This is a genomic window from Pandoraea norimbergensis (assembly GCF_001465545.3).
Taxonomy (GTDB): domain Bacteria; phylum Pseudomonadota; class Gammaproteobacteria; order Burkholderiales; family Burkholderiaceae; genus Pandoraea; species Pandoraea norimbergensis.
The window spans coordinates 2,609,230-2,626,634 of record NZ_CP013480.3 but is presented as its reverse complement, the minus strand read 5'-3'; the positions used below and the strand labels follow the sequence as shown (position 1 = coordinate 2,626,634).

Below are 17,405 nucleotides of genomic sequence, written 5' to 3'. Positions count from 1 at the left end.
AGAATGCGGTCGCGGTGGACCGAAAATTCACTCGGTAGCCCACGCGGCAAACCGTCGTTGCAACCACGCAATGCCCGCATCGGCCAAATACCCGACGACCATCGTGACGATCACATAGGCATACACCTGCGGCGACTGGAAATATCGCTGCGCTTGCACGATCGCTTCGCCCAGCCCGCCGCCCGTGACCATCTCTGCCGTGAACACCGTAATAAGGCCGATCGGCAGCGCAATACGAAGCCCCGACAACATTGACGGCACCGTGGCAGGCAACAGGATCAGCCAGAACAATTCACTGCGCTTCGTGCCGAGTGAAAACGCCGCCCAGCGCAGCTTCTGAGAAATCAGCGATGCCCCGGACTGCGCCGCCACGATGAACGGGAACACGCAGGTGGCAAACACCAGAATCACCTTCGACAGGCTATCCATACCGAACCACGCGGTCAGCACCGGGATGAGTGCAATCTTCGGCAGCGGAAAGCCAAACGCGACATATGGCGAGAGCCACCAGCGGCAGAACCGGGACTCCGCCATGAGGAAGCCCGCCGGAATGCCCACGAGCGCGGCCAGCGCAACGCCTGCGAAAGCTCGGCCTAGGCTCGTGCCCAGTGTGGCGAACAACTCCCCGGTCGAGACGAGTTGCCACAGCGTACCGAACACGACCGACGGAGACGGCAGAAAGACCGCTCTCACCCAGCCGTAATGCGTCGAGATTTGCCAGAGCGCCAGCAGCACGGCGAGCGCAATCCAGCGCTCAATCCAACGAAGCGGGCCCGCAGCGCGCTTGCGCGCCGGGGCGTCGCCCGTCTGCGCAGCGTGTGGTACCACCGGACCATTCCATACCGTCGCCTTAGTCATGATGTTGTGCCGTTTCATGCCAGCGCAGCAAGAACTGGCTGGCCCGGTTGAGCGCGAGATCGGCCAGATAGGCAATCACCGTCGTCACCAACAGCGCTGCAAACAGATAGTCGTAACTGCCTTGGTCGCCGTATTGCGAGATCAACTTACCGATGCCCTGATTCGCCACGATCATCTCGCACGAGATGGCGACCAGCAGCGTGAAGCCGAACGCGACGCGAACGCCCGTGAGAATCTGCGGCATCGCTCCCGGCAGCACCACACGCCAGAGCAACTCGGCACGCGATGTCCCGAGCGAACGTGCGCTCCACAGCAGCACATGCGGCACCTCTTGCGCACCGCGCAGGGTGTAGACGATCAGCGGCAGTGTTGTGGTCACGGCAATAACCACGATATTGGTCATGCCACCCACCCCGAACCACAGCACCAGCAGCGGAATCAACGTCGTCTTGGGTAATGCATAAGTGGAGCGCACCACCGGCGATACGATGCGCTCGAACGCACCCGACGTCGCCATCAGCAAGCCCGTCGGCACGCCGATCAGCAACCCAGCCGCCAGCCCCCAGACACTCGCACGAAGGGTCGCGGCGAGGTTGTCCCACAGTTCGCCCGTGCGCGCGAGATGCAACATGGCACGCCAGACGTCGCCCATCGGCGGCACGAAACCCTCCGGCAACCATTGCCAGCGCGTCGCGGCGTGCCACAGGACGAACAACAGTGCGACCGACACCATGCCCGTCAGCGTGCGCGCGCCGTGCAAGCGCCGGACCGCCAGCGTCGGTAACGTTGCCCCGCTCATGTAATCTCCTCGTGCTCGGTGCCCCGCACTTGCTCACGAACGGTCAGCCAGACATCGTTGCGCAACGCCGCGAAACGAGCAGAGAGCATCGCAGTCTCGCGGCCCAGCGTGCGGTCCAGATCGACGTCGATGCGTTTGACGATCCGCCCCGGACGGCGCGACATCACGTAGATGGTGTCCGAGAGGTACACGGCTTCGTCGATATCGTGGGTCACCAATACGGCCGTCTTGCCCGACGCCGACCACAGACGCAGCAGTTCGTCCTGCATGAACTCGCGGGTCTGTGCGTCGAGCGCGCCGAACGGCTCGTCAAGCAGCAGAATCTTCGGATCGCTCGCAAACGTGCGCGCCAACGCCACGCGCTGACGCATCCCGCCCGACAACTCGCGGGGAAAGCGACGCTCGAACCCCTTCAAATGGATCAGTGCGATGTAGCGCTCAACGGTACGGGCCACCGTGTCGGCATCCACGCCCTTGCGGCGCAAACCGTAGGCGATGTTGTCGTAGACCGTAAGCCACGGGAACAACGCGTATTCCTGAAACACGATGCCGCGGTCGACACCCGGGCCGGTAATCGTCGCGCCGAACGTCGAGCAGACCCCTTGTGACGCTTGAACAAACCCGCCGAGGATGTAGAGCAGCGTGCTCTTGCCACAGCCTGACGGCCCGACCAGCGACACGAGCTTGCCAGCCGGCACGTCCAGATCGATGCGATCGAGCGCGAGCACCGATTCGCCGCCCTTGTCGAACGACTTCGACAATCCGGCGACGTGAATCGCCGGCAGGCTGTCGTGGGAGGCGGCGTCGCTCATACGCGATGCGGAAGATAAGACGCGTCGACGTACGACGCAATCGTCACGGGCTTGGGCAGCAACCCGAGCTTGGCCATCGCGTCGATGGGCGGCTGCAAGCTCGCTGCCGAGATCGTCGCGTTCGGGTCGCGATAGAAATCCTTCGCTGTCAGGAAATACTCGTCGAGCGATGCCGCCGGGGTTTTCGCCAGATCTGCCGTGAGTGCCACGACCTGCTTGCGGTTTGCCGGGTCATAGATCCAGCGTTGCGCATCGACATAGTCCGCCAGCCAAGCGCGCACGGCGGCGGGCTGCGACTTCAGGAAACGCGTGCGGGCGCTCTGGAACAGCACCGGGTATGGCGGCACAACACCCACCGCATCGAACACTGTGCGAATGCCGCCCTTCTTCGCCTCGTCGACTTGGAACGGCATGGCGAGTACGCCGACGTCGATGCGCTTCTGACGCAATGCCGGACCGATATTGCCGAACGGCATTTCCACCACACGCACGTCCTTGCGCGGGTCCAGACCGTGGGCCTGAAGCGCGATGCGCAAGATGATGTCGACGCTGCCGTTGAACGCATTCACGGCCACCGACTTGCCCTTGAGATCGGCAATCGTGCGAACCGGGCTGTCAGCGAGTACGACGAACGGGTTAGACGCATAGCCCTGCACGGCATCGCGGTGGATTTCGGCAATGGCCGTCACGCCACCCGGCACGGCTTCCTGCGCAATCGTGGTAGCAAGGCTCGTGAACGCGAGCGTGCCGAGATCGGCCTGCTCGGCAGCCAGCAGCGTGGCGACACCCGGCGTACCACGCGCGGTGGTCGTCTCGATGACGTATTCCTTGCCGTGGCGCTTCAGCACGTTGGCCTTGAACCAGTCGCTGAAGATCACCGTTTCAAGCTCACCCGGCCCCACGACGCCTGCGCTGGCGTAGCGAATCACGGGCGGTGCCGCACGGGCGATCATCGGGAAAGACAAGGCCGCAGCCACCGCTGCGCCCTGCTTGATAAAGTTGCGTCGGCCGTTAGCCGACGATTGACGCGATGACGAATGGGAAGACATGGCAGTGTGCGAGAAGTCGTTGTTATGTGTGCGTTGGCAAATGGCGCAAATGGCGCAAATGGCTTAGTGCGCAGGGCGCGCGAGACCGAGGTGGTCGCGCAACGTGGCGCCGTCGTACTCGGCGCGGAAGCTGCCGCGCGATTGCAGTTCGGGCACGACGAGGCGCACGAAGTCCTCCACGCCACCCGGCAGGTACGGCATCTGCACCATGAAGCCGTCGCAGGCGCGCGCATCGAACCATTGCTGCATCGTGTCGGCCACAGCGGCGCCCGAGCCATTGAAGTCGCGCAGCGGGCCGATGCCGTAACGCTTGCCGATCTCGCGCAACGACAGCCCCTGCTTGCGCGTGAGTTCTGCCACTTCCTTGTAATGACCCTGCACGCCGCCGACTTCGAGATCGGGCAGCACGCCGTCCTGCGGGAATGGCGACAGGTCGATGTCCAGTTGATACGACAGCGTGGAGAGCCCGGCTTCGGGATCGCACAACTCGTCGAGCAACGCCTGCTTATCGCGCGCGATGGCATCGGTCTCGCCAACGACGGGCACCATGCCGAGGAGAATCTTCACGTCATCAGGGTTACGGCCATGCTGCACCGCACGTTCCTTGATATCGCGATAGAAGTTTTGCGCAGACTCTTGCGACGAGTGCGTGACGAAAATCACATCGGCCCACTTCGCCGCGAAGTCCTTGCCCCGGGCCGAGGCGCCCGCCTGAATGAACACCGGACGGCCCTGCGGCGGACGGCTCACGTTCAGCGGCCCTTCAACGTCGAACCACTTGCCACGGTGCGAGATTGGCGCCACACGCGACGGATCGGCAAACTGCGGCGTGGCGCGATCAAGCGTCAGCGCGTCGTCGTGCCAGCTATTCCAGAGCTTGCACGCCACTTCCACGAACTCGTCGGCGCGGTCGTAACGGTCCTCGCGCGAGAGTTGCTCGGCCAGACCGAAGTTGCGCGCTTCGGCATCTTGAAACGACGTCACGATATTCCACGCGACCCGGCCGGCGCTCAGATGATCGAGCGACGCCAGTGCGCGGGCCACATGAAACGGCGTGAAGTAGGACGTCGAAATCGTGGCGGCCAACCCAAGCTTGTCGGTGCTGGCAGCCAGCGCCGACAGCACGACGAGCGGGTCCAGGCGCAAGGCACCGAGTGCACCATGACGCAGTTGCGAATCGAGGCTGTCGCCGAGACGGCGCGGCAACGCCTGAATGTCCGGCAGGAAGATCATGTCGAACTTGCCGGCTTCGAGCAGACGTCCGATGTCGCGATAGAACTTGACGTTGAGAATGTCGTGCTGCGCCGAGGGGTAGCGCCAGCCGCCATGGTGACCAGACACCGGGCCCGCCATGACGTAGGCGGCCAGGTTCATTTGTCGCGGGGCATTCGTAGGCATGCGAGGTATTCGGGAAAACAGAGTAAAAGACCGGCGCGGGTAACTTCGTTGGCAGCGCCTGCTCAGTTGTCTTCCCGGACCACAGTGACGGCGGCGAAGGCGGCACAAGCCGCCCCGCACGCCGTCGCAACCCAGTATAGAGTTCGGTTGCCTGATGACAAATTCGAATATCTGCTAAGCAAATTCACACAAACAGAAACACGTTTGCGACGCTATACCGCCGCCACCGGCAGGTAGTGATTGATGATGCCGAGCACGACCAGCAGCACGATGCCGATACCGAGACTCCAGCCGATCAACTTCTTTTCGATCGGCAGCAGCGGCTCCTGCGGCGCTTGCGCGATGGCTTTCGACAGGTTGTCGAGATCAGACATGGTGAGACTCCTGTGATGTGAGAACGTTGGGGCGGCACGACTTACGCCAGCGGCGGCTTCACCCCGTGGAAGAACAGCCACGAGATCAGCAGGCCCACCCAGATGACGAAACCGAACAGGCTGATGACGTACACCGCTGCGAGCTTGCCGATGCCCTCGGACCACAGCTTGCGGAAGTTCGACAGCAAACCGATCGAGAAGAACGTCAGGACGAAGAAGATGACGCGGAAGTTATTCGCCTCACCGACAGCGCCCTTGATCTTCGCTGCGGCTTCCGGTCCGGCCGCGAGCGACAGGCCCAGTGCAAGCGCGAACGTCACGACAAAGCCGATGATGAACTTCGGAAACCGCTCCCAGATCTCGCGCGGACGCGCACGTTGCGAGGCGTCGGTGACGTTGATGTGGTTGGTCCAGATGTAAGCCAGAATGAACGACCACACGCCGATGAAGATGTCGATGAACACCTTGATCGTGGCCGTCGTGCCGACGATCCAGCCTGCCGCGTAATGCGTGCCGCCCGCAGCCGCCTTTGCGTTGATCAGTGCCTCGGTGATTGCGCCACCCGCAACCGCCGCACCATCGGTCTTGACCGCCAGCCCGAGCCACGCCGCTGCGACCAGCGGATCGTCCGCGAGGAAATGCTGGGCGAGGAACGGGAGGATCAGCAGTTCAATCACCGCAAACACCACGACCAGCGACGACACCAGTACCGGGATCGCCGGCCGCGCACGAATGGCGCTACCGGTTGAAATGGCCGCTGCGACGCCGCAGATCGAGATGCCCGAGGCCAACGGCACCGCCCACTCGCGCGGGAAGCGGAACCACTTGCGCGCGATGTAATAGACGACCGCCCAATAGATCAGATACGCCTCGACGATGGCGGCCACACCCCGCAGCAAAATCGACGACGCGAACGTCAGCCGGTCGGCCACCGTGACGGCAATAAACGCCCCCAGCACGACGATCGCTGTCTTGATGTACCACTCGGGACGCACGGCATCCGAGAGCCACGCGCTCACACGCGGGAAGGCATTGGCGATGATCAGGCCGACCACCAGCGCGACGATGTAGCCCCCCTCGTTGGTGAGGCGCAGCGACCAGTCGATGCCGAACTTGGTCTGCTCGGCGGGCGTGACCGCCGCCAGATAGGCATAGCTGCCGAGAAACCAGCTCGCATACGCCAGCCAGAACAACACGGAAAAGCGCACGACAAAGCGGCGAACGTCTTGCTGTAACGCGGCAACGCCCAGCGAGAGCACCGCGCTCAGGACGATCCACGTCAGGACAAACGCCGTGAATCCGCCAAGGCGGGCGTATCCCGACGCTGCGGGCGCAAGTGCCGCCGCCGGATCGGTCCAGACGCGCGTGGTGACGACCCAGCCGATCGGGTCGGCCCCGGACACGCCCGTGAGCCCGGCGATAACGATGATCAGACCGATGATGACGGCGAGCCAATCTTCGCTCACCGGCTTGGCGGCCGAGACCTGTGGTGTGGTTGAGGCTTGCTCCATACTGCATTCCCCTTCAATTGACGTGACGTGTGTTTGACGATGCCGGGTGACCCGGCTTTTGTTATCTCCTGCCGGGCTCAGCCCTTACGAATGTCCACGACCGCCTGTCGCACGTCGACCGCGCGCGGTATCAGACGGGTCTGGAAGGCCAGATCGGCGTTCGCCTGCTGTGCCTTGAGGACGTCAGGGGTGATCGGGTACTGCACACCCCATTCCAGACGCGGGATGGCGCGCTTCCATACGTCGAGCGGCACACCAGTGTTCTGCGCGAGCAGATCGGCCGTTTCGTCCGGCTTTGCCAGACGCGCCGTAATGTCGGTACTCAGCGTGTCGAAGAGCGTGCGCAGCGTGGCCGGATACTTCTCGGCGAACGTGCGCGTGCCGATGTAGAACGCGTATTGCGGCACCGACACCTCGCCGATCTTGAGAATGGTGCGCACGTGACTGGCGATCTCGGCGTCGGCATAGCGCGGGTCCGGCACGGACCACGCGTCGACGAAACCGCGTTCGATGGCCGCGCGCGCATCGCTGTAAGAGAGATAGGCAAACTGCACTTCCGACGGCGAAACGCCCGCGTCTGCCAGCGCACGCAGCACGAACAAGTGGCCTTGCGAACCTTTCGCGAAAGCAATCTTCTTGCCGCGCAAATCGGCAATCGTGCGCACCGTGGAATTGGCGGGCACGACGATGGCGTAACCGTTCTGATAACGGCTGCCGGCAGCGACGTAGACCACTGACGGCGCGGCGCCCGCTTGCGCGAGAATCGGTGGCGGTGAACCCACTACGCCAACATCGACGTCGCCTGCGTTGATTGCCTCGACCATCGGCGCGCCGTACACAAACTCGATCCACTTCACGGCCACACCGTGCGGGCGCAGCGCCGCTTCAAGCTTGCCGGACGCACGCAGCGCCACCAACGGGTCGCCTTTCTGAATGCCGATGCGAATGGCGGTGGGCCATGCTACGGCGGCCATTGCGCGCGGCACGTGCCCCGCTGCGAGCGCGGCGGCGGTAGTAGCGCCCAGCCAGGAGAGTGCAGTACGTCGAGTGATTGCCATGTCAAACCTTGAAATGCTTGCGGCCCCCGTACAGACGGGGTGTTTCATGAATTCAGCGTGAGTTCAGCGTGAAAAGTGACCGTTCTCCGGGCGTTCGAGCCCGTAGTGCTCGCGCAACGTGCGCGTGTCGTATTCCGTACGAAGCCGCCCGCGACGTTGCAGGATCGGCACCACGTGCTCGACGAACAGATCGAGTTGGGCAGGCAATACCGGGGGCATGAGATTGAAGCCGTCCGCCGCGCCATCGTCGATCCAGTCTTCGATGACGTCGGCAATGCGCTCGGGCGAGCCGGCTAACGTGAAGTGCCCGCGCGCCCCCGCGAGTTGATGAAGCAGACGGCGCAACGTCGGCCGCTCGCGTGCGACGAGGCCGACGATGACTTCCGCCCGGCTCTTCGCCGCCTGCACGGTGGCAGGGTTCGGGAAGTCATCGACCGAGAGCGGCTGATCGAGCGGCAGACGTGAAAAGTCGTAGCCGCCAAAGCGGTCGGAAAGCCGGGTCAGACCAACGCTGATGTCGGTCAGGCCGTTGAGTTCTTCGAGCAGCGCCACGGCTTCGGCATCGGTCGCGCCAATCGCGGCACTCAGACCGGGCAGGATCACGACCTGATCGGCTCGCCGTCCACGCGCTTCGGCCGCCGACTTCAGATCGCGATAGAAGTCGCGCGCCGATGCTTTCGTCAGATGCGCGGTAAAGATCGCTTCGCCATAACGCGCGGCGAACGCCTTGCCATCGGTGGACGATCCCGCCTGCACCAGCACTGGCCAGCCTTGCGGCGAACGCGGCAGATTGAGCGGCCCCGCCACGCGGTAGTAATCGCCCCGGTGATCAATGCTGCGCACCCTGCCCGGCGCGACGAAACGGCCGGTGGCGGCGTCGTCGACAATGGCGTCGTCGGCCCAGCTATCCCAGAGGCCGGTCACGACCTCGAGATATTCGTTCGCACGGGCATACCGCTCGGCATGACTGATCGGCTGATCGAGCCCGAAGTTTTTGGCGGCGGCACCGACCCATGACGTGACGATGTTCCAGCCAATGCGGCCCTTGGTGATGTGATCGAGCGACGCGAACTGACGCGCCAGATTGAACGGCTCGGTGTAGGTGGTCGACGCTGTGGCAATCAGCCCGATATGCCGCGTGGCGAAAGCCAACGCAGCGAGGGTCGTGATGGGTTCGAGTTGCGCAGTGGCAACATGCTCGGCGGCTTCGGCAAGCGCCAGCGCATCGGCGAGAAATACCGAATCGAAGCGCCCGGCCTCTGCGGTTTGCGCAAGCCCGGCGAAATAGTCGATATCGGTCAGCGGCAGGCGCGTCGCGCCCGAATGACGCCAGCCGGCCTCATGGTGGCCGCGGCCGTGAATGAACAAATTGAGATGAGCGCGTTTTGCCATCGTGCCTGCCGTCGGTGAACTCACCGGGCCGGGCGGCCCGATGCCGGCAGCAAGACGACGCTACCCGCACCTCGGCGGGCTCGCGCATTCGTCTACACAACCGTGGCAGCGACTATAGGCATGCGTTCAGCGAAACGGAACCAACGGCTTTTCATTAAGATATTCACGTTGGCAATCGCCGTTCCGCCAGATACAACAACAGCTTCAGAACGGCTTAGAGGGCCTTCTTCACGGTGCGTGCAGCACCCGAGATATCCTGGCCGACGCCATCCACCGTATTGCAGCCCGCGAGCGCGAACAACGAACCGACCAACAAGAAAAACGCCAGGCAACGCGACAGCATATCGACCTCTTCGATACAGAACTGATGGGGAACGAGTTTCCGGGAAACGGACGCTCGCGCTTCAACAAAACAACCAGACACGCCGACGCGCGCTGAGACAACCCGCAATTGTCCAACAAATGCCGCCCGCCGGGGCCATCGCCGACGTCTTTTACCTTCGGTTACAACATCGGCAGGGTGTGGCGGATGTGGTCGGCAAACGCCTGCGACAGATGATTCGGGCGGGCCCGGTCGAACTTTACCGTAATCCCGACCGACGGCAACGGCGGCAGCCCGGGAACACCGTTCAACACATGCAGGTCCGCAGGCACCGCCGTCTGGGTCATGACCGCCAGCGCCTGTCCGGAACGCGCCAGTGCCGTCAACCCGGCCAGATTGCTGCTCGCATAGGCGACACGGTACGGCACGCCCGCCGCTTGCAGGGCCTCGCAGGCGGCGATGTGGTCCAGCGTGTCAGGGTCGGATAACGCCAACGGCACGGGCTCACGCGGCACCAGCGGATCAAAAAGCGCGGCTTCGAGCCCCGGACTGCCGATCCAGACCAGCGGCTCGCGACGGATGATGTCGTCGGCAACGGCGCCAGGAGATAAAGTGTCCGGCAGCGAAATCAGCGCCAGATCCAGTGCGTGGCGCGCCAGTTGCTCCAATAGCCGTGGCGTCGGTTCGCAGATCACCTCGACCAGCGCCTGTGGATGCTGGCTGGCGAACTGGCGCAGCAGATCGGGCAGGAACGCGGCGGCGTAGTCGTCGGGACACCCAAACCGAAGAGTGCCGCTCAGGCCCTTCCCCGTTATGTCGGCCAGCGCCTCGTCATGCAACCGAAGCAGGCGCTGGGCGTGACCGAGCAAGCGCTCACCGGCCCCCGTCAACACCACGCCACGGCCCGTGCGCTGCAATAGCGGCTGATCAACGACTTCTTCCAGCCGCTTCATCTGCTGGCTCAGCGCCGACTGCGTGCGGGCAATGCGCTGCGCCGCGCGGCTCAGCGAGCCCGCTTGCGCGATGGCGACAAACGAGCGCAGCAGATCGATGTCCAGTGAGAGGCTCAAGATATTAGATTTCCTTCTATCTTTTATTAGCATTATTCGCTTCTATGAAAGCAGAGCGCTGCTTAGACTGCAAGCGATTGATGCCCTTCTCGTTCGCTTTCGTCGTTCGCCTACCGGAGATCCCGCGTGTCCAAGAACCAAGACGCTGCCTTTTGGCAGAACGCCCGGCAACATCTGATCCGCTACGGCGGCACGTTCGAACCCGCGATCATCGAGCGTGCGCAGGGCAGCTTTGTCTACGACGCGGACGGGCGCGCAATTCTCGACTTCACCTCGGGACAGATGAGTGCCGTCCTCGGGCACAGCCACCCCGATATTGTGTCGGTCGTGACGGAATACGCCGGCAAGCTCGATCACCTGTTCAGCGGCATGCTGTCGCGTCCGGTGGTCGATCTGGCCACACGGCTGGCCGAAATTACGCCGCCGGGCCTCGACCGCGCGCTGTTGCTCAGCACCGGGGCCGAATCGAACGAAGCGGCCATTCGCATGGCGAAGCTCGTGACCGGCAAATATGAAATCGTGGGGTTTGCTCAGTCGTGGCACGGTATGACGGGCGGGGCGGCGTCTGCGACCTACAGCGCAGGCCGCAAGGGCGTCGGGCCTGCGGCGGTGGGTTCCTTCGCGATCCCCGCTCCTTTCACGTATCGCCCGCGTTTTCTGCGCGACGGTCAATACGACTATCTCGCGGAACTCGACTACGCCTTCGACCTGATCGATCGGCAATCAAGCGGTAATCTCGCCGCCTTTATCGCGGAGCCCATTCTCAGCTCGGGCGGCATCATCGAACTGCCGCCGGGCTATCTGGCCGCGCTCAAACGCAAGTGCGAGGAACGCGGCATGCTGTTGATCCTCGACGAAGCGCAGACCGGCGTGGGCCGCACGGGAACGATGTTCGCGTTCGAGCACCACGGCGTCACGCCCGACATCCTCACGTTGTCGAAGACGCTCGGTGCCGGGTTGCCCCTCGCCGCCGTGGTCACGTCCGCAGAGATCGAAGAACGTGCGCACGAGCGCGGCTACTTGTTCTACACGACCCACGTCTCCGACCCGTTGCCCGCTGCGGTGGGTCTGCGTGTCCTCGACGTCGTGGCGCGCGATGGTCTGGTTGCCCGTGCCAACGTCATTGGCGAGCGCCTGCGGACCGGCTTGCTGGACCTGATGGAACGCTTCGATTGCATCGGCGACGTGCGTGGCCGGGGCTTGTTGCTTGGGATGGAAATCGTGAAGGACCGCCGTACCAAGGAACCCGCCGATGGTCTTGGCACGCGTATCACGCGCGAATGCATGAACCTCGGCCTGAGCATGAACATCGTGCAGTTGCCGGGCATGGGCGGCGTGTTCCGGATCGCCCCGCCGCTCACGGTCAGCGAAGCGGAAATCGATCTCGGCCTGTCACTGCTCGGGCAGGCCATCGAGCGATCGCTCTGACGCGTTGTTTCAGTCGCAAAAAAGCCCCGTGATTCGCTTCATCGAAGCGCACGGGGCTTTTCTTCAGCCTGTTGAAGCTGATTGACGGGTCGCTCAGTCCTGACGTTGCGGGCGTTGCACGTCACGGAAGATGTACTTCAGCGCGTCGGGCAGCGTGCTCGACCACACCGGCCACTCGTGCTTGCCGTCCACGATGCGAAGCTCTGCCGGCTGCTTGTTGGCGCGCAGCAACTCATAAAAGCGCGTGGCTTCCGACTCGATGTTGAAGTCGTCGTCATCGCCCGAGTTGATGTACATCGGCACCTTGATGCCCTTCTTCAGAAACGCGTCGAAGAACACCGGGTAGTTGTTCGCCTGCCAGACGCGCGCGCTGTACTCGCCGCCCGTGTTGGGTTCGGCAAACACCTTCACGAAGCGGGCCGACGAATCCTTGGGCGGTTCCGGGTTGTAGATCGCCGGGCTGAGCAGCGCCGCGGCCTTGAACTTCTCCGGGTACTTGAGCACGTAACGCAGCGCGCCGTAGCCGCCCATCGACAGACCACCGATCAGACGGCCATCGCGAGTCGTAATGGTGCGGTACGTTTTCTCGACGTGGGGAATCAACTCGCTGAAGAACGCCGTTTCCATGCGTTCCTTCAGATCGACATACCAGTTGGTGTTGGCGTCCGGCATGATCACGATGGCTGGGGGAATGTCGCCATGGCTGATCAGTTTGTCCATCGTCGACTGCATATGGCCCTTGACCACCCAGTCGTTACGCACGCCATCGTTGCCGTGCAGCAGATACAGCACCGGGTACGTGGTCTTGCCCGACGACTCATAGCCCGTCGGCAGGTAGACGTTTTACGTGAGCGGGCGCGACAGGTTCTTGCTGTACACCTCGCTGGAAAGCACCTCGCTCGCGTTGGCGAACGAACTGCTCAGTGCTGCGGCGGCGATGACACCCGTCGCCACTTGTCGTGCGAAGCTCGCACCGGTTTGACCGAACATCTTGAACACATACCCTCCTGGGGGAAATCATGACTTTGTCTAGTTATGCAGAACACCCAGCTCTGAATGCCGGGCGCCCGAAAGATTAACATTTGAAATGATTGTCAGGGGATGGAATCGAAGATCGGTGTGGATGCTCAGTACACCGTGTCATCCTCGCCAGTGGTTCGCCGGTGGCTGCGACGGGCGCGCATCAACACCACGATCGGCAGCGGCAACGCCACCACCAGCAGCAACCAGAGCAGCGCATACACGGCACCCAACCCGTCGTTTTGCAGGTTGACGTAGAGCTTGACCGGAATGCCCTGCGGAAAGTACGCGAAGATCATCACGATGCCAAACTCGCCGATGACACGCACCCACGCAATGACCAGCCCTGTAGTCAGGCCACCGCGCGCGAGTGGCAACGTCACGTGCCGGAACACACGCCACGGGGTCGCACCGAGTGTGCTGGCGGCCATCGGCAACACGGGCGGCACGGCCTCGAAAGCTGCGCGCGCCGCGAGGATGAAATAAGGCAGTCCGCCGTAGACCTGCGAGAGCACGAAGGCCGGGGCGTTGTTGCCGAGCAGAATGCCGGCGCGCGACAGCAGCGAGCCAAAGGTGCCGACCGGGCCATAGGCGGACGCGAGCAGAATGCCCATCGCGAGCGGTGGCGTCATCAGCGCCACGAGCACCAGCCCTTCCGCCACACGCGCCATACGTGAACGCGTAGTGGCCAGCCAAAGTGCCACACGTGTGCCGAGCGCGACGACGATCGCCATCGACAGGCACGACAGCCCGAGCGACACCGCGACGGCATCCCAGTCGCCATAGGCGAGCCTGAAATGCCGCCACGGCGTTTCCACCACCAGCGCGACAAACGGAATCGCGAGCAACATCCACGTGATGCCATCACCCAGATGTGCCACGGCGCGTGGCGCACCACGGATCCACTTCAACACGTGTTTGTACGCCGCTTAGTTGTGCTGCGGGTACAGCGCGTCGCCCTTCGGCTTGCCATATCCATTCGCATCAAACAATTGCTGGCCTTGTGTCGATGTCATGAACGTGATGAATCGCTCAGCGGCCTCGGGGTGCGGCGAATTCTTCAGCTTGGCGGCGTAGAACACGAGCGGTTGCGGACGTACGGTCTTGGTCTTGCCATCGGCACCGGGCAGTGAGAAATCGACTGTGTCGTACCAGGCCTTGGCAAACGTGGGGTTGCTCAGATTGATCTCGTCGGGCAGCGCGATGTAGGGCAGCTTGGCCGAGCGCGTAGCACTCTCATAGCCCGAGGCGGCATCGACCTGCCCGGCTTCCAGCCGCGTGAGCAGACCGCCCTCACCGAACACCTGCTGCGGATTGCGGATATCGCCAAGCACCGATTGGGCAAGCCCCGGCTGGTCGTAATACTTTTGCGCGAGCATCAACGTGAAGACGATGTTCTGACCTTGCGGATCGGTCGCGGGGTCGGTCCGGCCGAAGCGCAGACCCGGTGTCTGCAACACCTTCCACCAAGCCGGGTGCGCAGCGTCGCTGCCGGCAAGCCGCAGCGCCTCACCAAAGCGGCCCTTCGGGTTGTACGCGATCACCATGCGCGTGCTGGCGACCGGCACCGCCTCGTCGATCAACCCCGCGTCCTTGAGGATTGCCATCGGCCCGGGGGTGATCGAGACGAAGACATCGGCCGTCGAGCGACCCGATGCCAGCAAACGGGCCAGCCCGTAAGCCCCCTCGCCTTGCCCCTGAAACGTGACATGCTCGCGCTGCGCGAACGCCGGCCCCAAGGCCTTGTCCATCACGACACCCATCGACCCGGCGTACGCAACACGGAACGTCTCGTCCGCCTTGGCATGTGCGACAGCCAGTGCCGCCGCCGTGAGACACAGGGTATGCTTCATCGTCGCGACGACGCGCGCAGAAAACCACTTCTTCTTCACAGCCGGAACTCCGTTATATAAGTTGTTATATAACGAATATCATATATTAGATTTTGATGAGCGATCTACCCTACCTTGATTACACGGCGTTGCTGACGCTCGCCCAATCGGCAGCGAATCTCCCGTCTGCGACAGCCGCCTGCTCGTGCACCCGGACCCCGCTCGACGGTTGGGCCAGCCTGCCCAACTCGCTGCCCGATGCCCAGTTGGAACCCATCGCGACACTCATGGCGCCGAACGACACGCAGGAACCCACGTTCGCTGAGTTTCATCCGAACGGCACGTCGTACTGGGCGGTCGATGCACCGATCGCACCGCGTTACTTCCCCTACAACCGAAGCCAAGTGTGCCGCTGCCGCGAGTGCAGCCGTCTGTACCTGCGCTATCAGGAAGGCGGGGGCTACTTTGTCGATCAGCGCGTGCGGCTCGTCAATCCTGCGCTGATGGTCGACGCCCTCGTCGACGCCAACAATACGCATTGAATTCCACACGGGCGGCAAAACGCGGCGCAGAATTGTTTCCATTGGTTTTCATTCGTTTTGATGTGTTTTCGTTTGTGAACGAACGTGAGCGAAAACGGCAAATATGCGGCAAGAGAAGCGCCAAAAAGTCCAATTAGAACAAGGCACTTCTCGACACTCCTAATCCGAAGCATCTAGTTCGGATTGCGACATAACTGCACGAACAGGTTCTCGCGCGCGGAGTCCAAGCGGCCATGCGAAAAACCCAAATCTCCGCTTCGGAACCTGCGTTCCCTTCGGCCTCGATGGCTGCCGGCTTTGCGTCGGGAGGCATTGCCGATCTGTCGTCACGCCCCCGGCAAATGGCCGCCCGCCCGAGTCGCATCAGACGATTCGCTGCTGCGGCCATAAGATCGCCCGCCGCTTACGTTGCGTTCTATGCCGTGATCTGGTCGCTGGTCAGCGCGATGCTCGACCCCACGGTGCCCTTCGACGCCGTCGAAGCGTTCAATTGGGCACGCAATGCCGAATGGGGCACGCCCAAGAATCCGTGGCTTGTCGGCCTCTCAATGTGGCCCGCGCTGGGACTGGAAGGCAATGCCCTGAGTCTCTATTGGTACGCGTCGCATTTCGCGGGCGTCGCCATCGGCATGCTCGGTGTCTGGCACCTTGCGCACAGGCTGTCGGGCAGCCGTCGTCTCGCATGGCTCGCCATGTTGACCCTGCATGTCTCGGGGGCCGTCAACATCGACATCCTCCCGTACAACGACAACTTTCTGCTGGTCATGCTCTGGCCGTGGATGCTGTGGCTGTTCATCCGGGCGTTGTTCGACACGCCGCGCCTCTGGCCAGCCTTTGCCGTCGTCGCCGGTCTGGCTGCGATGACGAAATACTCGACATTTGCGCTGCTCGGCACGATGTTCATCGTCACGCTCTGGACGCCGCAGACACGCCGCCACTACCGGCATCCGGCGTTTTTGCTGGGCCTTGCGCTCTTCACAGTGATCGTCTTGCCGAATATCGTCTGGCTGGTGCAACACGACTTCGCCGCGTTTCGCTGGGTCGACGATCAGATCAAGCCACGCCTGAACTCGCGTGCGCTGTGCGGAGCGCTGAGCGCGTTTTATCCGCTGATCGTGCTTGCGCTGATCGTGCGTTTGACGGGCGGCCGTCTGACGTGGCCTTGGCGAGCGCCATACGATGTGCAGAACACGACGGGCCCCGCCTGTGCCCCCGTCGCCATCGCCGCATGCGTGTTGCTGCCGCCGCTGGTGCCGATCCTGCTCTACTTCACATGGCACGAAGGCGGCCGCATCTCCGAATGGCTGCAACCGTTTGCCGTGCCCGCGCCAGCGCTGCTGGTCGCGTGTGTGTGGCCCGGCATGAACGCACGCTTATGGAAAACCACGCGCTGGCTGCCGGTCGCCGGCGTGCTGGTGCTCGCGGGTTACTCGGTATTCTTGAGCGCCAATATCCGGAATGCCGGGCAGAAATTCGTGGGGCTGAAGACCGCAAGTCTCGCATTGGAACAGCGCTGGCAGACGCGTTATCACACGCCACTACGCTACGTCGGCCATGACAATGTCGCCAAGTGGGTGACGTTCTATGCTCCGGGCAATCCGCATCTGCTGATGCGTTGGTCGCCCGAACACCGGCCCAACATCTACACGAAGGATATCGACGAGGCGCAGGTGCGCGCTCATGGGGCGATGCTGCTGGGCCACCCGGGTCGGCCGTGCCGCAGGGCCGGTTTCGGCAAGACACTCATGCAGTGGCCGAATCTGGAAATCGACGCGTACGAGACCGTCCCTTTCTCGTATCACGGCGGCGCAGAACCGGTGACGATGTGCGTTGCCTACATTGCGCCGCAGCGCTGAATATCTAAAGCACTATCGCTTCGTTGCCCGTGCGAGACCGGTATGGATAATCGGACGTCCACAGTCTCTTCTGATACGGGCAAC

The 17,405-nt window shown here is 62.9% G+C and carries 18 protein-coding genes; 3 read left to right on the top strand and 15 right to left on the bottom strand.

Translation table 11 applies throughout. The features are described 5' to 3' along the window. Positions 1 to 27: 27 nt before the first annotated feature. The 11 genes from AT302_RS11560 to AT302_RS11520 form a co-directional block, all read right to left on the bottom strand. A complete protein-coding gene (locus AT302_RS11560; protein WP_167365798.1) occupies positions 28 to 858 on the bottom strand; it encodes an ABC transporter permease in 831 nt (276 codons plus the stop codon). Then, positions 851 to 1,657 (bottom strand): ABC transporter permease, encoded by an 807-nt coding sequence (locus AT302_RS11555; protein WP_058378569.1) that lies wholly within the window; start codon positions 1,655 to 1,657, stop codon positions 851 to 853. The genes AT302_RS11560 and AT302_RS11555 overlap by 8 nt, the downstream gene beginning before the upstream one ends. After that, the gene (locus AT302_RS11550; protein WP_058378568.1) at positions 1,654 to 2,469 is read right to left on the bottom strand and encodes an ABC transporter ATP-binding protein; all 816 of its coding nucleotides are present in this window, start codon (positions 2,467 to 2,469) and stop codon (positions 1,654 to 1,656) included. The genes AT302_RS11555 and AT302_RS11550 overlap by 4 nt, the downstream gene beginning before the upstream one ends. Then, on the bottom strand, positions 2,466 to 3,518 hold the full coding sequence (locus AT302_RS11545) for an ABC transporter substrate-binding protein (RefSeq protein WP_058378567.1): 1,053 nt from the start codon (positions 3,516 to 3,518) through the stop codon (positions 2,466 to 2,468). Before AT302_RS11545 ends, AT302_RS11550 begins: the two co-directional genes overlap by 4 nt. A gap of 63 nt (positions 3,519 to 3,581) precedes the next feature. Continuing rightward, positions 3,582 to 4,916 carry an LLM class flavin-dependent oxidoreductase gene (locus AT302_RS11540; protein WP_218918998.1) on the bottom strand — a complete coding sequence of 445 codons (1,335 nt, stop codon included), beginning with the start codon at positions 4,914 to 4,916 and terminating at the stop codon, positions 3,582 to 3,584. 212 nt (positions 4,917 to 5,128) lie between these two features. Beyond that, positions 5,129 to 5,290, bottom strand: coding sequence for a hypothetical protein (locus tag AT302_RS27860; RefSeq protein ID WP_167365797.1), 162 nt, complete (start codon positions 5,288 to 5,290; stop codon positions 5,129 to 5,131). Positions 5,291 to 5,331: 41 nt separating this feature from the next. Continuing rightward, entirely contained in the window at positions 5,332 to 6,801 is a 1,470-nt protein-coding gene (locus AT302_RS11535; RefSeq protein WP_058378565.1) for a putative sulfate exporter family transporter, read from the bottom strand. A 77-nt stretch (positions 6,802 to 6,878) separates the two neighbouring features. After that, positions 6,879 to 7,859 carry an aliphatic sulfonate ABC transporter substrate-binding protein gene (locus tag AT302_RS11530; RefSeq protein WP_084656170.1) on the bottom strand — a complete coding sequence of 327 codons (981 nt, stop codon included), beginning with the start codon at positions 7,857 to 7,859 and terminating at the stop codon, positions 6,879 to 6,881. Between the two features lie 63 nt (positions 7,860 to 7,922). Next, positions 7,923 to 9,251, bottom strand: a complete 1,329-nt coding sequence (locus tag AT302_RS11525; RefSeq protein ID WP_058378564.1) for an LLM class flavin-dependent oxidoreductase — start codon at positions 9,249 to 9,251, stop codon at positions 7,923 to 7,925. A gap of 214 nt (positions 9,252 to 9,465) precedes the next feature. Then, complete coding sequence (locus AT302_RS28260) at positions 9,466 to 9,594, bottom strand: hypothetical protein (RefSeq protein ID WP_254916211.1); 129 nt, start codon at positions 9,592 to 9,594, stop codon at positions 9,466 to 9,468. Between the two features lie 161 nt (positions 9,595 to 9,755). After that, positions 9,756 to 10,676 (bottom strand): LysR family transcriptional regulator, encoded by a 921-nt coding sequence (locus tag AT302_RS11520; protein WP_174554607.1) that lies wholly within the window; start codon positions 10,674 to 10,676, stop codon positions 9,756 to 9,758. 93 nt (positions 10,677 to 10,769) lie between these two features. Between AT302_RS11520 and AT302_RS11515 the strand changes: the two genes are divergently transcribed. After that, on the top strand, positions 10,770 to 12,071 hold the full coding sequence (locus tag AT302_RS11515) for an aspartate aminotransferase family protein (protein ID WP_058378562.1): 1,302 nt from the start codon (positions 10,770 to 10,772) through the stop codon (positions 12,069 to 12,071). A 93-nt stretch (positions 12,072 to 12,164) separates the two neighbouring features. Here AT302_RS11515 and AT302_RS11510 read toward each other — a convergent pair whose 3' ends face one another. The 4 genes from AT302_RS11510 to AT302_RS11500 all read right to left on the bottom strand — a co-directional run bounded on the left by AT302_RS11510 (position 12,165) and on the right by AT302_RS11500 (position 14,983). Further along, entirely contained in the window at positions 12,165 to 12,905 is a 741-nt protein-coding gene (locus tag AT302_RS11510) for an alpha/beta hydrolase (RefSeq protein WP_257786050.1), read from the bottom strand. A gap of 9 nt (positions 12,906 to 12,914) precedes the next feature. Next, on the bottom strand, positions 12,915 to 13,070 hold the full coding sequence (locus AT302_RS28120; RefSeq protein WP_237172129.1) for a hypothetical protein: 156 nt from the start codon (positions 13,068 to 13,070) through the stop codon (positions 12,915 to 12,917). A 128-nt stretch (positions 13,071 to 13,198) separates the two neighbouring features. Continuing rightward, positions 13,199 to 14,005: a molybdate ABC transporter permease subunit gene (locus tag AT302_RS11505; protein WP_237172128.1), complete on the bottom strand. Its 807-nt coding sequence runs from the start codon at positions 14,003 to 14,005 to the stop codon at positions 13,199 to 13,201. Positions 14,006 to 14,020: 15 nt separating this feature from the next. After that, positions 14,021 to 14,983, bottom strand: coding sequence for an extracellular solute-binding protein (locus tag AT302_RS11500; protein ID WP_237172127.1), 963 nt, complete (start codon positions 14,981 to 14,983; stop codon positions 14,021 to 14,023). Between the two features lie 56 nt (positions 14,984 to 15,039). On the opposite strand from AT302_RS11500, the gene AT302_RS11495 reads away from it, so the two are divergent. Together AT302_RS11495 and AT302_RS11490 are read left to right on the top strand one after the other, a co-directional pair. Then, on the top strand, positions 15,040 to 15,465 hold the full coding sequence (locus tag AT302_RS11495; RefSeq protein WP_058378561.1) for a hypothetical protein: 426 nt from the start codon (positions 15,040 to 15,042) through the stop codon (positions 15,463 to 15,465). Positions 15,466 to 15,698: 233 nt separating this feature from the next. Continuing rightward, on the top strand, positions 15,699 to 17,321 hold the full coding sequence (locus tag AT302_RS11490) for a glycosyltransferase family 39 protein (RefSeq protein WP_218918997.1): 1,623 nt from the start codon (positions 15,699 to 15,701) through the stop codon (positions 17,319 to 17,321). Positions 17,322 to 17,405 lie beyond the last annotated feature (84 nt).

What these genes read in the sequence shown, in the direction of transcription:
- AT302_RS11560 (WP_167365798.1), bottom strand. Translation starts at nt 858, where the DNA reads ATGACTAAGGCGACGGTATGGAATGGTCCGGTGGTACCACACGCTGCG.
- AT302_RS11555 (WP_058378569.1), bottom strand. Translation starts at nt 1,657, where the DNA reads ATGAGCGGGGCAACGTTACCGACGCTGGCGGTCCGGCGCTTGCACGGC.
- AT302_RS11550 (WP_058378568.1), bottom strand. Translation starts at nt 2,469, where the DNA reads ATGAGCGACGCCGCCTCCCACGACAGCCTGCCGGCGATTCACGTCGCC.
- AT302_RS11545 (WP_058378567.1), bottom strand. Translation starts at nt 3,518, where the DNA reads ATGTCTTCCCATTCGTCATCGCGTCAATCGTCGGCTAACGGCCGACGC.
- AT302_RS11540 (WP_218918998.1), bottom strand. Translation starts at nt 4,916, where the DNA reads ATGCCTACGAATGCCCCGCGACAAATGAACCTGGCCGCCTACGTCATG.
- AT302_RS27860 (WP_167365797.1), bottom strand. Translation starts at nt 5,290, where the DNA reads ATGTCTGATCTCGACAACCTGTCGAAAGCCATCGCGCAAGCGCCGCAG.
- AT302_RS11535 (WP_058378565.1), bottom strand. Translation starts at nt 6,801, where the DNA reads ATGGAGCAAGCCTCAACCACACCACAGGTCTCGGCCGCCAAGCCGGTG.
- AT302_RS11530 (WP_084656170.1), bottom strand. Translation starts at nt 7,859, where the DNA reads ATGGCAATCACTCGACGTACTGCACTCTCCTGGCTGGGCGCTACTACC.
- AT302_RS11525 (WP_058378564.1), bottom strand. Translation starts at nt 9,251, where the DNA reads ATGGCAAAACGCGCTCATCTCAATTTGTTCATTCACGGCCGCGGCCAC.
- AT302_RS28260 (WP_254916211.1), bottom strand. Translation starts at nt 9,594, where the DNA reads ATGCTGTCGCGTTGCCTGGCGTTTTTCTTGTTGGTCGGTTCGTTGTTC.
- AT302_RS11520 (WP_174554607.1), bottom strand. Translation starts at nt 10,676, where the DNA reads ATGCTAATAAAAGATAGAAGGAAATCTAATATCTTGAGCCTCTCACTG.
- AT302_RS11495 (WP_058378561.1), top strand. Translation starts at nt 15,040, where the DNA reads ATGAGCGATCTACCCTACCTTGATTACACGGCGTTGCTGACGCTCGCC.
- AT302_RS11490 (WP_218918997.1), top strand. Translation starts at nt 15,699, where the DNA reads ATGCGAAAAACCCAAATCTCCGCTTCGGAACCTGCGTTCCCTTCGGCC.